General features: G+C 53.8%; 13 protein-coding genes. 5 read left to right on the forward strand and 8 right to left on the reverse strand.

The genetic code is table 11. The annotated features are described in order from the left end of the window. Positions 1-471 precede the first annotated feature (471 nt). Both DYY88_RS15955 and DYY88_RS15960 read left to right on the forward strand, forming a co-directional pair. Positions 472-918: a hypothetical protein gene (locus DYY88_RS15955; protein ID WP_130199480.1), complete on the forward strand. Its 447-nt coding sequence runs from the start codon at positions 472-474 to the stop codon at positions 916-918. A 478-nt stretch (positions 919-1,396) separates the two neighbouring features. Further along, positions 1,397-1,669 (forward strand): hypothetical protein, encoded by a 273-nt coding sequence (locus tag DYY88_RS15960; protein WP_039726326.1) that lies wholly within the window; start codon positions 1,397-1,399, stop codon positions 1,667-1,669. A gap of 227 nt (positions 1,670-1,896) precedes the next feature. Here DYY88_RS15960 and DYY88_RS15965 read toward each other — a convergent pair whose 3' ends face one another. Both DYY88_RS15965 and gyrB read right to left on the reverse strand, forming a co-directional pair. Then, complete coding sequence (locus DYY88_RS15965; protein WP_044151143.1) at positions 1,897-3,204, reverse strand: ABC transporter substrate-binding protein; 1,308 nt, start codon at positions 3,202-3,204, stop codon at positions 1,897-1,899. A 109-nt stretch (positions 3,205-3,313) separates the two neighbouring features. Next, positions 3,314-5,251 (reverse strand): DNA topoisomerase (ATP-hydrolyzing) subunit B, encoded by a 1,938-nt coding sequence (gene gyrB, locus DYY88_RS15970; RefSeq protein WP_039726328.1) that lies wholly within the window; start codon positions 5,249-5,251, stop codon positions 3,314-3,316. Between the two features lie 192 nt (positions 5,252-5,443). On the opposite strand from gyrB, the gene miaA reads away from it, so the two are divergent. Then, the gene (gene miaA / locus DYY88_RS15975) at positions 5,444-6,394 is read left to right on the forward strand and encodes a tRNA (adenosine(37)-N6)-dimethylallyltransferase MiaA (protein ID WP_084607027.1); all 951 of its coding nucleotides are present in this window, start codon (positions 5,444-5,446) and stop codon (positions 6,392-6,394) included. Here miaA and ccmO read toward each other — a convergent pair. The 6 genes from ccmO to DYY88_RS16005 all read right to left on the reverse strand — a co-directional run bounded on the left by ccmO (position 6,391) and on the right by DYY88_RS16005 (position 11,370). Beyond that, positions 6,391-7,254, reverse strand: a complete 864-nt coding sequence (gene ccmO / locus DYY88_RS15980; RefSeq protein ID WP_063776172.1) for a beta-carboxysome assembly protein CcmO — start codon at positions 7,252-7,254, stop codon at positions 6,391-6,393. The genes miaA and ccmO overlap by 4 nt on opposite strands. A 90-nt stretch (positions 7,255-7,344) precedes the next feature. Continuing rightward, the gene (ccmN, locus tag DYY88_RS15985; RefSeq protein ID WP_052288341.1) at positions 7,345-7,938 is read right to left on the reverse strand and encodes a beta-carboxysome scaffolding protein CcmN; all 594 of its coding nucleotides are present in this window, start codon (positions 7,936-7,938) and stop codon (positions 7,345-7,347) included. 12 nt (positions 7,939-7,950) lie between these two features. Further along, positions 7,951-9,984 carry a RuBisCO small subunit-like domain-containing protein gene (locus tag DYY88_RS15990; RefSeq protein WP_039726330.1) on the reverse strand — a complete coding sequence of 678 codons (2,034 nt, stop codon included), beginning with the start codon at positions 9,982-9,984 and terminating at the stop codon, positions 7,951-7,953. Positions 9,985-10,094: 110 nt separating this feature from the next. Continuing rightward, a complete protein-coding gene (ccmL, locus tag DYY88_RS15995; RefSeq protein WP_039726331.1) occupies positions 10,095-10,397 on the reverse strand; it encodes a beta-carboxysome shell vertex protein CcmL in 303 nt (100 codons plus the stop codon). Between the two features lie 13 nt (positions 10,398-10,410). Continuing rightward, positions 10,411-10,749: a carbon dioxide-concentrating mechanism protein CcmK gene (locus tag DYY88_RS16000; RefSeq protein ID WP_039726332.1), complete on the reverse strand. Its 339-nt coding sequence runs from the start codon at positions 10,747-10,749 to the stop codon at positions 10,411-10,413. A gap of 312 nt (positions 10,750-11,061) precedes the next feature. Beyond that, a complete protein-coding gene (locus DYY88_RS16005) occupies positions 11,062-11,370 on the reverse strand; it encodes a carbon dioxide-concentrating mechanism protein CcmK (RefSeq protein WP_039726333.1) in 309 nt (102 codons plus the stop codon). A gap of 636 nt (positions 11,371-12,006) precedes the next feature. Here DYY88_RS16005 and DYY88_RS16010 point away from each other — a divergent pair. Both DYY88_RS16010 and DYY88_RS16015 read left to right on the forward strand, forming a co-directional pair. Continuing rightward, positions 12,007-13,842 carry an NAD(P)H-quinone oxidoreductase subunit F gene (locus DYY88_RS16010; protein WP_039726335.1) on the forward strand — a complete coding sequence of 612 codons (1,836 nt, stop codon included), beginning with the start codon at positions 12,007-12,009 and terminating at the stop codon, positions 13,840-13,842. Positions 13,843-13,854: 12 nt separating this feature from the next. After that, positions 13,855-15,372, forward strand: a complete 1,518-nt coding sequence (locus DYY88_RS16015) for an NADH-quinone oxidoreductase subunit M (RefSeq protein WP_039729704.1) — start codon at positions 13,855-13,857, stop codon at positions 15,370-15,372. Positions 15,373-15,385: the final 13 nt, after the last annotated feature.

The raw sequence follows: 15,385 nt of genomic DNA on the forward strand, positions 1-15,385 counted from the left end.
TCCAAACACTTCAAAAGTCTAAGACCTGTAAACTCCTGCTTAAGAAAGAGCGATAAATATTTACGATGCATCTGTAAAAAAGCTGAAAGATTAACACTGCAATAGTCTTGATTTGATGAGTGGGTTGGAGCGAGCAGTCGCAGATATTTACTATTGACGCTACGCTGAGATAGTTAGCGATGATGAGTTCCGCTAGCTAACAGTATCAACTCAGACTGATAGCATTAGTTAGGCTGAGCGTAAATGCAAATTCATTCAATTTGAGTATTAAATAGATGTTAATCCCGCAATCTTAACCTCAACAAAATTATTGGCGATATAAAAAAATAAAAGCACTTATGCGCTATGGATGTAGTGTGAAAGCTTAAAAAAAGGAATTATTTACGCTATTGAGGACTTCATATCAACCACAATCAAGGTGGCTAACTTGGGTGGTGACTCAATTAATGCATCTGTGAGTTCAATGCATCTGTGAGTCTCGTTTATGCCTGGCTACCTTGCCGCTGGAAAATTCCAACAGATGGTCTATTCATGAAACTTCTTGAAGATTACGTTCTTGTTCTAGACGAACAGGAAAATCAACCTCCCAGGGCAGAGTTGTCTGGCCTTGCTGACCACTGTGCTTTTGTGACGGCTAACTCGGCAGAACACGCTGTTGAGCAAGCTCAACAGAAAAATCCGTGTTTGGTCATTTTGGTGGGTGAAAATCAGAGTTGGTTTGAGCGTCAGGTAAGGATTTTACGCCAGGCGAGGCAAACTCCGCCGATGACGATTGTTGCCCTCACTGAATCCGGTTCTCCACGCTGGCAGAAGGATGACTGCGCTCTCGATTTGGATGGTTTTCTGGTCCAACCATTAACCGACGATATTCTGGTTTCGCTGCTACAGTCTGCTGTGATCAAGCAGTCTTATCAATAATCCAATTTGGTTGCGGACTTCACACCTATTGGTAGTGATGTGAGGGGGCATCTCAGAGTTGTAAGGCTTCAATTGCCGTGGGGCAGGAACTTGTGGAGGCATGAAACCCGCAAGATGACATCGAGGTTAAGAAGAGCCAGGCTTTGACAGTGGGGTGCTTGCTAGGCACGAGGCCAGCGCTGGATGGTTGTTGCGATGAGCTAGAGCGCTTCAAGTTATTATCAAGGTAAAGGTGCATAGAACTCGATTTAATAAAAGTTCCATGAAAGTTGTGCCAGTGTTACGAAATGGTCAGTTAAATCGAAATACTTAAGGTAAGTTTCATGTTTAGCGGCTGTCATGAACGTGACTATTTACGTTATCCAGCGGCTTTTTGGTTTCTAGCATCACATTGGGGTTTCGTCTGCGCGTTAGCTGTCACATTAATTTAGTGTGCGAGGTTACACCTTTGCTACCTAGAGTTGTTACTGAAAGTCAAGTGCAGCCATTCAAGTTTTGGTTTAATGACAGCTTGCAAGATGGTGTGCATTTTCAAAATGAACTTTACTATCGGCTGCGGCAAACGCCTATTACGGAGCGCAGTCGTTTATATCACCTAGCCTGTAAGTTGGTGCAGCATGGTGCCGATGTATTCGTGACCGCATCGGATGACGAGTGTAGTCTCTGGGCTAATTTGCGGAACCAGAAGATTTTTGCCAGCAGCGTGTCTGACAAGTTGTCCTTGCCGACAGCGGAAGGACTAATGGGCTGAGTGGCTGGGGCGGCAGTTGGATGACTCGACTCAATGGATATCTATATGAGTAGTCCGGCTCATTGTCCTATGACCGACCAAAACCATCACAGTCACTTATGTGGCTGTGATGGCTGGTGATGTGGCTAAGTGAACTGAGGTGCGATCGCGGTTAAGCTGCCCTGGCGAGGCGCGCCGCTGGTTGCATGGAGATCGCGCCTCAAACGCCCTCACAGTGAGTGGATTGATTACTCGCTGGGCCAACTGGCTTCAATGTCAGCTAGCACGCTCTCGACGTCCTCACCCCCAACATAATCCACAATGCCGCTCCAAAAGGTGCCTGTGCCCACGACACCAGGCATCATGTCCGACCCGTCGAAACGGACGATTTCGGCATCTGCCAGAATCTGTGCTTGCTGTTGCGTCACCTCATCCGGATAGACCTCTAAACCCACATTATTGTGTGGGGAGATAAAGCCACCCAAGCCAGCCCAGACTTCGTGCGCTTCGGGGGTTGTGAGATATTCCATTAAAGCTTGGGCTTCAGGAGTGTCGTTAAACATGGCAAAGACATCTCCTGCAACCAGCACCGGCGTGCCAAATTCGGGATCAATGCCGGGGAGGGGAAATACTGCGATGTTTTCGCCCAGGACGGCCTCTTCAGGCAAAAAGCTAGCAATAAAATTAGCTTGTCGATGCATAAAGCAGCGAGGCTCATCGCCAAATAACCCTTGAATGGAGTCACCAAAGGGCGTGCTGATGGCTCCTACCGTGCCTCCAGAAATGTAGTCTGGGTTGAGCACAATCTCACCAAACTCTGTGAATGCAGTCGTGACCGGGTCGGCATTAAAGGGAATTTCGTGGGTGATCCATTGGTCATAGACCTCAGGGCCAGCGGTCCGCAGCATGATGTCTTCTACCCAGTCAGTGCCAACCCAGCCGGTGGCATCGCCACTCTCCATCCCAAGGCACCAGGGTGTGTTGCCATCGGCCACGATTTGATCGCTGAGAGCAATCATTTCATCCCAGGTGGTGGGAATGGTGTAACCTGCGGCTTCAAACGCTTGGGGGTTGTACCAAACGAGACTTTTCACCGAGGCCCGAAACCAGACGCCGTAAACGTCGCCATCGACGGAACCGAGGGTAATCCAGTCAGCGGGGTAGGCCGCTTCGAGGTCGCCCATTTCCATAAATGAAGTGATGGGAATGAGCTGTCCCGATTGGGCAAAATCCGCCATCAATCCGGGTTGGGGAAACATGGCAATGTCCGGCGCATCACCGGATTCGACCCGCACGGGCAGCAAGGTAGCAAAGGCGTCAGTGCCTTCGTAAACCACATCGATGCCAGTTGCCTCTTCGAAGGGGGCAAAGGCAGCTTCTAATTTTTCTTGTTGCTCACCAACGACGACCCCAAGCACCGTGACTGTGCCTGCACCACTATCTCCAGTCCCGTCTGTGTTAGCTGCTTGATCGCCGCCGCAGGCGGATAAAAAGGACAGACTGAGCCCGATCGCTAATCCTGGGCTGAGATACTGCCTGAGTATTATGCGCTTCATTGTCCTAAAGGTTGATTTAGCATGGTTTTAATGCTTTCCACCATAGGACTTGATGGGATTTAGGGCAAAGCTTCCTGTAAGGTTTGCTACGAAGATTTGTCCAATTTTTTTAAATATCGAGATCTTCGAGGTCGAGTTTGGGGCCGTAAGTTTCGATGAACTCGCGGCGGGGAGCCACGCGATCGCCCATCAACACCGTAAAGATGCGATCGGCTTCGGCGGCGTCTTCAATTTCAACTTTCTTCAGGGTGCGGCTTTCAGGATTCATCGTGGTATCCCACAGCTGCTGAGGCATCATTTCACCCAAGCCCTTAAAGCGCTGGATGCCGTAGTTGGCATTTTCGGGGAAGCCTCTGAGAATCTCATCACGCTCGCGATCGCTATAGCAGTACCAGTGATTGCGGCCCCGCTCAATTTTGTAGAGCGGCGGACAGGCAATGTAGACAAAGCCCTGATCAATCAAGGCGCGCTGATAGCGATAAAAGAAGGTGAGCAGTAGCGTCCGAATATGGGCGCCATCGACGTCGGCGTCAGTCATAAGGCAAATGCGGTGATAGCGCAGTTGCGATTCGTCAAATTCTTCGCCTTTGATGCCTAATCCCAAAGCCGTAATCAATGCCTGAATTTCAGTGTTCTTGTAGATCCGGGCGTCGTCGGTTTTCTCAATGTTGAGAATCTTGCCTCGCAGCGGCAGGATGGCCTGGAAGCGGCGATCGCGGCCTTGCTTGGCACTACCGCCGGCTGAGTCTCCTTCCACAATGAAGATTTCGGACTCGCCGGGATCACGGCTGCTGCAGTCCGCTAGCTTACCCGGAAGGGTGGAGGACTCTAGCACCGACTTGCGGCGCACCAGTTCTCGTGCTCGTTTAGCTGCTTCTGCGGCGTTAAAGGCTTGAATGGCCTTATCCAAAATGGTGTCGACGACGCTGGGGTGAAAGTCCAAATACTCCGTCAACGTTTCGCCGACCAATGTATCAACGATGCCTCGGACTTCCGTGTTGCCCAGCTTGGTCTTGGTCTGGCCTTCAAACTCTGGTTCGGGTACCTTAACGGAAATGACTGCTGTCAAGCCTTCGCGAATGTTTTCACCGCTGAGGTTAGACTCGTTTTCTTTACGCTTGTTACGCTTGCGCGCAAAGGTATTGAGTGTGCGGGTGAGAACAGTCTTCAAACCTTCCAGGTGGGTGCCACCATCGACGGTGCGGATGTTGTTGGCGAAGCCCAGTAGGTTATCGGAATAGGCATCGATGCACCATTGCAGGGCGACTTCGACCTGCACGCCATCGCGTTCGCCTTCCACATAGACAATTTCTTCGTGGACGGGCTGTTTGTCGTTATTGATGTACTGAACATACTCTTTGATGCCGCCTTCGTAGTGATAGCGCGACACCTTCGGCTGATCAGACTTCAACAATTCCAGACGGTTATCGGTAAAAGTGATATTGACACCGCCATTAAGGTACGCCAGTTCGCGCAACCGCCCTGCCAGGGTATCGTAATCAAACTCAATGCCCGTGGTGAAAATCATGGTGTCGGGCAGAAAAGAAATGGCGGTGCCGGTGCGATCGCTGCCGCTATCACTCACCCGCAAGTCACCAATGGGAAGACCACGCTCAAACCGCTGGATGTGTTGCTTACGGTTGCGCCAGACAGTGACCTCCACCCATTCCGATAGGGCATTGACTACGGAAACGCCGACGCCGTGCAGACCGCCAGAGACTTTATAGCCGCCCCCGCCAAACTTCCCGCCGGCGTGGAGCACGGTCAAAACGGTTTCCAGGGCTGATTTTCCCGTTTGCGGATGGATATCGGTAGGGATGCCGCGGCCATCATCGACAATAGTTGCTGAGCCATCGGCATTGAGCACCACTTCGATTTGAGAGCAATATCCGGCCAGGGCTTCATCGACAGAATTATCCACCACCTCGTACACTAGGTGATGCAACCCACGCGGGCCGGTGCTGCCGATGTACATTCCAGGTCGTTTACGAACCGGCTCCAGCCCTTCTAGTACCTGAATCTGCTCAGCACCATAGTTGCTCGCCATAAATTAATTGCTCCCAAAAAGACGCCTCAGCGCCTTTAACCATTGTTTGAGTCAAAATACCCTAAAATTCTACCACAAACGCTCCAATGCAGTGCATAGGGTGCTTTCTGGGGATGCTTGAAACTAGGGTGTTATTCCCAAGCTCTATCCCTGTCGATGGAAGTCGTAGAGTACGCATGATCTACGCTACATATGGATGATATGCTGCCGCGTTGTCTATTAGCGATCGCTGGGCCGACGGCAACGGGTAAAACCGGTTTATCGTTAGCGCTGGCAGAGCGGTTGTCGATCGCTATTTTGAGTGCTGATTCGCGGTTGGTTTATCGCGAGTTAGATATTGGCACTGCCAAGCCGAGCCAGACGGAGCGATCGCAAGCGCCCCATTATTTGATTGATATTCGCGAGCCGACGGAGACGATGACCGTCGCGGAATATCAACGCTCGGCGCAAACGTTAATCCAGCAACTGCACCTCGAACAAGAGCGGGTGCCTTGTTTGGTGGGCGGCACTGGACTGTATATTTCATCGGTGGTGGATGGTTTGCAGATTCCCCCGGTGGCACCGCAGCCGGAGTTGCGATCGCAGCTCCAACGATTGGGACAGCCTCAGTGTTACAGCATGTTGCAGCAAGTTGATCCGGTAGCAAGCGATCGCATTCACGCCAACGATGCTGTCCGTACCATCCGCGCTTTAGAGGTGGCTTACGTGACGGGGCGACCGCTATCGGCTCAGCAAGGCCAGCATCCGCCCGACTACCCCATCTTATATATCGGGCTTGATTGTGAGATCGAGGCACTGGCGGCGCGGATTCGACGACGGACAGCGCAGATGATTGAGCAGGGTTTAGTGGCCGAAGTCGAGCAGCTGTGCCAGCGATATGGCAAAGATTTACCCCTTCTGCAAACTCTGGGCTATGCAGAGATTTTGGGGTATCTGGCGGGCAATTATTCACTACCAGCGGCCGAGGAATTGATTGTCAAAAATACCCGTCAGTTTGCCAAACGCCAGCGTACCTGGTTTCGTAAGCAGGCGATCGCCTGGTTTGATGCCGACTCAGTTGATCTACTAGAGGATGTCTGGCAGACCATCAAAACGTTCTGGGCGCAAGTCAACCAGGCAAAAACGTCTGCACCGAAGCCCTAGTCCAATTCGCCTTCTTGTAGCGGCGGCGGTTGAGGCACGACCTTGAGTGGAGCTGGTTGAGGGTCTGCCGTTTTCGTCGGTTCGGGGACTGCCATTTCTTGAGCTACCTCTGCGGCAGCAGCTTCCGGCAATTCCACCAATTCTTTCTCTTTTTCTTCAAGCTTGAGGGGCAGGCGTACGGGCTGCTGCGTTTCCACTGCATCCGCTTGGGGTAAGGACTGTTCGAGGTCATCTAGCGGTCGGGGAATGACCATCACGGCATGGAGTTCGCCGATGCGTTCGGCCTCGTGCATACCCGCTTCTACGGCGATCGCGACATTCGATAGCGAGCCCCGAATGATCACTGTACACAGTCCATCGCCAATGGATTGGTGGGCTACGACTTGTACTTCTGCGGCCTTGGTCATGGCGTCGGCAGCACCGACCATGGCTGGGAAGCCACGAGTTTCTAAGAGACCGAGGGCACCGCTCCCGACGCGCCCTTTACCGATGCGATCGAGCTCGTCCAAACGCATACAAATCGGCAGCACCGCTTCCAGGTTCGGCAGCGGCCGAGGAATTAAGGATGACGAAATAAATTGGCCAAATTGTTTAGCGGTGGCCGTGCCCGCTTCCACGGCCATCCGCACATCGGCGACGCCGCCGCGAACGACAGCCGTACAATGCCCCGCGCCAGTTTTTTCGTAACCGATGAGCATCACATCCGAAGACTTCAGCATGGCATCGGCCGTGCCCACGACGGCGGGAAAGCTATGGGTAGAGACCATGCCCAGAGCCGCTCCCTTCAACTTTGAGGCCCATCGCTGAGCATGGGGTGAGGGTTTTGCCAGTGCTAGCTGTTTGGAATTAGTTGCCACCATCACGGGGCCTCGCAGAATGTATGGACGAGCGTTCTTTTATTGTAGGAACTCGGCGGGTAGGTGTCGGTAAGCTGCAGCTAAATCGTTATATCAGGACGGATTTTGACCGTTGTCGTTGAGCGCGTCGCGATGAGGGAATAGGGTCTTCATCAATTGCGTCACCTGCTCACGGCCATAGACGACCCGATTAGGGGTGAGGCCATTGCTTTCTGGGGTAGTTGGTGCTGCGCCATTCGGTTCGATCTCGGTTGCGGATGCGTCAGTCGTTTCTGGGTTGTCACCCGAATCAGCTGACGGTGCAGGCTGACCGTTACTCGCTGCCGGGCTGTCGGCGATCGCGTCGGGAATACCGTGGAGCGATCGCGCCGGTAGCACTGTTCCCGCCGCCACCTGCGGATTCAGCAAAGAACTCTCAGCACCAATACAAGCATGAGGTCCAACTAACCCTTGGCCGACAACCAACACCCCACTGCCCAAGTTGACACCGGCCCCCAGTACCAGCTTGCCTCCCGCTGCTTGCACAATCACGCCTAAGCCCAGACAAACCCCGGAAGCAATGACTAACCGAGCATCAGGAGCGGCTTCTAAAACAACCCCAGCGGCGATCGCCACATCCGGGGCAAGTTCGACATTGGCCCCGATGTAATAGTCGGCTGCTGCTCGTTGTTCATGTGCCTGCACCATGCAAGAAATTGACTAGGGTCGCTGAATGGTGGTCTCAAGTACCCGGCGTTTGGCTTGAGGATCAATGCCGACCAGCCGGACATATTCTCCCGCGTGGGAGGCCAAACCAGATTCCAAAGCCGATAGCACGGCAGACGGATTCTGTCCCTCAATCATGCCGCCAGTTTGCCAAGCGCCACTGCGGTAACGCCGGACATCAGCATGTTCCAGACTGATGCGGTAGCCTTGCCCGACGAGCTGCCGCACCTGTTGTACCACGTCCTCGCTAAGAGGGTGGTGGCCGTTGGTACTACTGCCATTAGCTGGGGCGGTGGCTGCGGCGTAGGTTGAACCGCTAGAGGCTGGAGCGCTGTTGCTGGCGTAGCTGGCTGAGTGACCATTGCTGCCTGCTTGGCCGGGGCGGTTAATGATAGTGGGTGCCAAGCGTTTTTTCGCGGTGGGATCGATGCCAAAAACGCGCACATATTCCCCAGCGTGCTCTTGCACACAAGCATTCAGGGCTGACAACACCTCACTTTCGCGAGTCGCCTCAATCGGTGAGCAAGTTTGCCACACATTGCTGCGGAAGCGGCGGGCGTCGGCATGCTCGGTGCCAATTTTGAAGCCTTGGCTCAATAATCCCCGAACCTGTTGCACGGCTTCGCTGGAGAGTTGACCGCTGGGGGCAGCTGCAGCCCCGTTGCCGGCGTAGCTTGCGGGAGCAGCAGCGGAACCGCCTCCGGTATTCCCCAGTGACGCGGGGCCGTCTGGTCGCTGAATCGTGACGGGCGAGATGCGTCGCTTAGCAACGGGGTCAATCCCAAACATGCGGATATATTCGCCCGGATGCTCGTTGACACAAGCTTGGACTGCGGTCATGGCTTCCCGCTCTCCACCGGCCTGCACTGGTGAACAGGTTTGCCACACGTTGCTGCGATAACGGCGGGCATCGGCATGCTCTAAGCCAATTTTGAAGCCTTGGCTTAACCAGTTGCGAATCTGGTGGCTCAGATCACCGCCTCCGTTACCGCTGGTACTATTTGGGCTGCTGTAGCTAGTGGCCGCACTGCTATGACCAGCGGTAGGGACGGCGTGAGTCTGGACCGCTACGGGTTTCCCATCAGGTCGCTGAATTGTGGTGGTAGCGATCCGCTGCTTTGCCGCTGGGTCAATCCCAAATAGCCGCACATACTCGCCTGCGTGCTCCTCTAAACAGGCCTCAAGGGCGGTTAATACATCGCCTTCACGGGTAGATTGGATGGGGCTACAAGTTTGCCAAACGTTGCTCCGGTAACGACGAGCATCGGCATGTTCGGTGCCAATTTGGTAACCCTGGTTGAGCAGTTGTCGCACCTGTTGAACGATATCGGTCGTCAGTCTTTGAGGTTGCATGATCTTAGTTCCGTTGTCTTGAGCGATAGAGGTAAGCGGTAAGCGATCGCGCTGATCGGCGACGTCAGATGGCTGCGAGGACGTCATAACGGCCTGCCCATAGCCTGCCCGCAGTGATTGATTAATAGTGCTGAGTTCTGCGACAAAGGCGAGATCTTGAGGCTGGGCATCGGCTAGGCGATCGGCTTGCTCTTGCTGCGTGATCACCGCTCCCGAGGGCACAAGTTTGCCGGGTGGAATTTCGACATCCTGCACTAGGGCGTGCATCATGACGACGCAGCCAGCCCCCAAGCGGGCATTAAAAACCGTTGAGCGGAAACCCACGAAAGCATTGTCACCGATGTAAGCTGGCCCCTGAATGATGGCCTTGTGACCAATGCAGACGTTTACTCCGAGCCATACGGAGTACGATTTATCATCGTCACCGAGCACTCGGCCCTCGCGCAAAGCGTGGATCACCACGCCATCTTGAATGACCGTGCCTGCCCCCAGGCTAAATACGACATTTGTATCGGCGCGAATGACGGCACCGGGTGCCACCAATACATCCTCTGCAATCCGAACATCGCCAACGACCTCGGCAAAATCGTGCACGATCGCTGTCGTGTCGGATGCTAGTCGCCCAGAGCCAGACGCTTCAGACGTTGGCGGAGCTACTGCGCTTCGGGTCACCATAAACCCGATCCCTCCCTTAATTTATCTGCCATCTCGCGGCACTAGCGCACCGAGGTCGGCCAAAAGGGGCGGCACAAATGTATGGGCCGTCCCCTCAGACCTTGAAGGATTTAACTGAAATCATCACGCTTGCTGTACAACGTGCCTGAACTCAAAGAAACAGTATCGACAATGGCGATTACTGCGGCATCAACCGGACGATCGTGGTAACCCTGATGTTCCCGCGCACCACTGCCTCGGGTAATCAGCACCCACTCTCCCGGTCCCGCCCCAACCACGTCAGCGGCGACCTCATAGTCTGGTAATGGCTCACCCGTATCACTGATGAGTTGCACCATCAAAAACTTGACGCCACTGAGACTCGGTTCCTTGCAGGTACTCACAACCGTGCCGCGAACTTTAGCCAAAAGCATAAAAAGCGTTTACCTAACGGCCGTAGGGGCGAATACCACTAACGCTCTCGCGGAACTGTTCTACAGCCTCGGTATAACGGATGGGCAGCACAAATTCCAGGTTTTCGTGAGGACGAGCGATGATGTGCGTTGAGAGCACTTGGCCTCCGTTCACTCGCTTCACATTCTCAACCCCGGCAGAAACCGAAGCTTGTACTTCAGAGACGTCTCCCCGCACGATCACCGTTACGCGACCGCTACCGATTTTCTCATAGCCCACCAGGGTTACCCGAGCTGCTTTCACCATGGCATCAGCAGCTTCAACAACAGCTGGGAAGCCCAAGGTTTCAATCATGCCAACGGCAATGGCCATAACGCTAACTCCTTTGAATCAATATCAATTACTTTTGCTTGAAAACACGATGAGGACTGGCTCTCCGTTCAACTCACTCAGCAGCACCTGCTGTCTCGATGAGTCAACTGCCGCCATGCTGAGCTTTGACACAACGATGGCGATCACTCAGGAAACTTGACGGCTGAATCGGTCACTTACCCGTACCAATCAGCGATCGCGCCGGATTTGAATGGCTACTGTGATTGCCCATGAGGACATCATTAGCCAGTTACCTACAGCACAGTTTCCTAAGACCGTCTGCCATTAGTTGGTCAGACTCGTGACTCAGTCCTAGGTTCTAAACTGCTCTACGGCTTCGGTATACCGAATCGGCAACACAAACTCCAAGTTTTCGTGGGGACGAGCAATGATGTGGGTCGATAGAACTTCGCCACCATTGACCCGCTTGGCAGACTCAATCCCAGCAGAAACCGAAGCCTGCACCTCAGAAACGTCGCCACGCACAATCACGGTGACTCGGCCACTGCCAATCTTTTCGTAGCCCACCAAAGTTACCCGGGCTGCTTTCACCATGGCATCAGCAGCTTCAACAACGGCAGGGAAACCCTTGGTTTCAATCATTCCAACTGCAATAGGCATTTATCGTTATCTCCCTCTTAAGACGCTATGAGCCACTGCAACTTGCTTGAACTCGCTACGAGCCTCAAGCCTGGCGCACTCAATATTAAGAAATACTGCTTTTGCCAGTAGGCACGGAAGTGGCCCACTCAAACTCCATGTAAGTCAAGGATATGAGGCCACTGCACCCTTGGCAATATAAGCCTCGATGATTGTCCTTAATATGAAATATCAATACGACTAATGAAATATTCCGCAGGCTTGATTTACAAGCTGTTGTCAAGCTTGATGTCGGCACTCTCGATCGCTCTCACAAGTTCGTCATAATTTGTTGAAAAAGTTCATGCTTCTATAGCTGAATCAAAAGCGGCAAACGCTTGAAAGCCGCCTGTTTGAGCGCCATCCAAATTCCGTTATGATGAACCATAATTCTTACTCTGAAGCCTTTACCTGATTTGGCCGCTTTTTGGGGTTTTGAGTCATTGCCTGGAGCGGTGAATTAGCGATTTTTGTCCTGTTTCAGCGCCGAATGTGAGCGCGAGGTAGGAGGCTACGGTCTGTTTCTAGCTGCTACTAAGCTGCATCGGCTGTGTGGGTGGGTTGGTAGCTGGTGGCGATCGCGGTGATGGTGGGGAATGTCTATAAGCGCAGAGGCCCATGGCAGATTTTTGGATGCAAAGTGGCTGGCTGATTCCGGCCTATGGATTGATGGGGGCGATCGCCACCTTGCCCTGGTCGATCGGGTTGATTCGTCGCACAGGGCAGCGCCCAGCGGCGTATCTCAATCTCGTGATGACGCTGCTGGCCTTTGTGCATGGCATCGGAGCCTTTCGATATGTCCGTCAGCACGGGGCGCAGGAGCTGAACTGGGATTGGTTCCAAATTACGGACTTGACCCTGCATGTGTCTTTCGAGCTCTCTCGGTTAAGTCTGGGCATCGTACTGTTGATTACTGGCTTGAGCTTTTTGGCACAGCTGTTTGCGCTGGGCTATTTAGAAAAAGATTGGGCTTTGGGACGCTTCTATGGGCTGATGGGCTTTTTTGAAGCGGCGATGAGTGGGGTGATTTTGAGCAGTTCGCTGTTCTTGTCTTATTCCTTGTTGGAGATGTTGACGCTATCGACCTATTTGCTGGTCGGTTTTTGGTATGCGCAGCCGCTGGTAGTGACGGCGGCCCGGGACGCCTTTTTGACCAAACGCATTGGCGATGTACTGCTGCTTATGGGCATGATTGCCCTGTCGGCGTTTGCAGGGAGTTTGCGTTTCAATGACCTGTACGAATGGGTGAAGGTGGCGGATTTAGCGCCGCTGGTGGCCACGCTGCTGGGAGTGGCCCTGATTGCTGGCCCGACGGGCAAGTGTGCACAATTTCCCCTCCACCTCTGGTTAGACGAGGCGATGGAAGGCCCCAACCCAGCATCGATTTTGCGCAATTCAGTCGTGGTGACCTGCGGGGCGTATGTGCTCATTCGTCTACAGCCGATTGTCGTGCTGTCTCCGATCGCCTTAGATGTGCTGGTTTTTATTGGCACGGTCACGGCGCTGGGGGCATCATTGGTCGCGCTGGCCCAAGTGGATATTAAGCGGACGTTTTCTTACTCCACCAGTGCTTATTTAGGGCTGGTCTTTATCGCTGTCGGTACTGAGTGGCCGGGGGTGGCCCTGACGATTTTGCTGACCCACGCGATCGCTAAAGCGCTCCTTTTCATGAGTGTCGGGGCGATCATTTTGACAACCAACTGCCAAGACCTCACTGAGTTAGGGGGCCTAGCCCGCAAGATGCCTGCGACTACGGTGGCTTACATCACCGCCGGATTGGGGATGGTTGGCATTTTTCCCTTGGGCTGTTTCTGGGGGTACAACCTGGGCATTGAATTTTTCTGGCAATCACAGCCCGCTTTGGTTGCCGTCTTTTTGCTGGTGAATTTGCTGACTGCCTTAAACCTGACCCGAGTGTTTCGCCTGATTTTCTTAGGCTCGGCCCAACCTAAGACACGGCGAGCTCCGGAGGTGCCTTGGCCGATGGCTGTGCCGATGGTAACGCTGGTCGGCGTGACGCTGTTGCTGCCCTTAGGGATGCACCAAATGGATCTGCTACCGCCTTGGCGATATATCAACTTGACGGCGTTTGTCTTGTTAATGGCGTCAGGCGTCGCGGGAGTTGCGATCGGGGCGACTATGCCGCTGAGTCAAGCCTTGGCCCGGTCGACTCAAAAACCCCTGCGGATTTTGCAAGATTTACTGGCTTATGACTTCTACACCGAAAAGCTCTATCGCCTTACCGTCGTTGGCCTAGTTGAGCGGTTGTCTTTTGCCAGTAGCTGGTTCGATCGCTACGTTGTCGACGGCTTGGTCAACAGTATCGGGCTGGCGTCGTTGATGGGAGGCGAAAGCTTGAAATACAGCATATCGGGGCGATCGCAAGGCTACATCCTCACCATCGTATTTGGGGTGGGGCTGCTGATGCTATTGACGACTTGGAAACTGTGGTAAGGCCAGAGCATGATGTTGAGTGCGTTAATTTTGATTCCCCTGGTGGGGGCATTAATCGTTAGTCTGTGGCCACGATCGCGGCCTAATCCAGAAGTGGGGCAGGTGGCTTTGGTGGTGCAAGCCCTGTCTTTGGTGGGCGCGATCGTGGTGGCGACGCAGTTTGACATTCAGCAGCCCGACTTGCAATTTGTCGAATCGTTGCCATGGATCGACACCCTGGGCCTCACTTATCAACTGGGGGTGGATGGGTTATCCATGCCGCTACTGGTGATCAACAGCCTGTTGGGTGCGATCTCGGTTTACGCGACCGCCACCACGATTCCGCGCCCGCGACTCTATTTCACGCTGATGCTACTGATTAATGCGGCGGTGGCGGGGGCGTTTCTGGCGCAAAACCTGATTCTGTTTTTCATCTTCTATGAGCTAGAGCTAATTCCGCTGTACTTGCTCATTGCCATTTGGGGTGGGGCGCGGCGGGGCTATGCGGCCACCAAGTTTTTGATTTACACCGCCACGTCCGGCATTTTGATTCTGGGCGGGTTTCTAGGATTTGTGTGGCTGGGGGGCACGGGCTCCTTCAACTACGATGCGACCCTGGCCCAATCGATGACGCTTTTCCAGCAGGGTGCGATCTTAATCGCAATTTTGATTGGCTTTGGCATCAAGATTCCGCTGTTTCCCTTTCACACCTGGCTGCCGGATGCCCACGTCGAAGCGTCGACCCCGGTATCGGTGCTCTTAGCGGGGGTGCTGCTGAAACTAGGCACCTACGGCATCGTGCGCTTTGGCCTACAAATGTTGCCGGATGCTTGGGCCTTCTTTGCCCCTTGGCTGGCGATCTGGGCTGTGGTGAGTGTGCTCTATGGTTCGCTCGCCGCGATCGCCCAAACCGATATGAAAAAAATGGTGGCCTACAGCTCCATTGGTCATATGGGTTACATCTTGTTGGCGGCAGCGGCAGCAACGCCTCTGGCCATCTTGGGAACGGTGATGCAAATGGTCAGCCACGGGCTGATCTCAGGTCTGTTGTTTCTGCTCGTGGGCATCGTTTACACCACGACGGGAACGCGCGACCTGACCGTATTGCGGGGATTGCTCAATCCCGAGCGAGGGTTGCCTCTGGTGGGTAGTCTGATGATTTTGGGCGTGATGGCCAGTGCGGGCATTCCTGGCATGGTGGGCTTCATTTCCGAATTTGTGGTGTTTCGCGGTAGCTTCCTCGCCTTTCCGGTGCCGACGCTGCTGTGTATGGTCGGTGCGGGTCTGACGGCAGTGTATTTCTTACTGCTGGTTAATCGGGCATTTTTTGGCCGATTAGCGGTGACGCCCCCCAGCGACAAAGTGGTGCCGGATGTGCTGTTGCCGTCAGTGGCTTGGCGCGATCGCCTGCCAGCCATTGCCCTTGCCCTGTTGATTGTGACCCTCGGATTGCAGCCGCACTGGCTCTCGCGCTGGAGCGAAGTCACGACCCTGGCCTGGCGATCGCCCAGCGTCGAAATCGCTCAGCAACTGCCGCCAGATCGCCCCTAAATCAATCATTCTG

Origin of the sequence: Leptolyngbya iicbica LK (assembly GCF_004212215.1) — a bacterium.
GTDB lineage: Bacteria > Cyanobacteriota > Cyanobacteriia > Phormidesmidales > Phormidesmidaceae > Halomicronema > Halomicronema iicbica.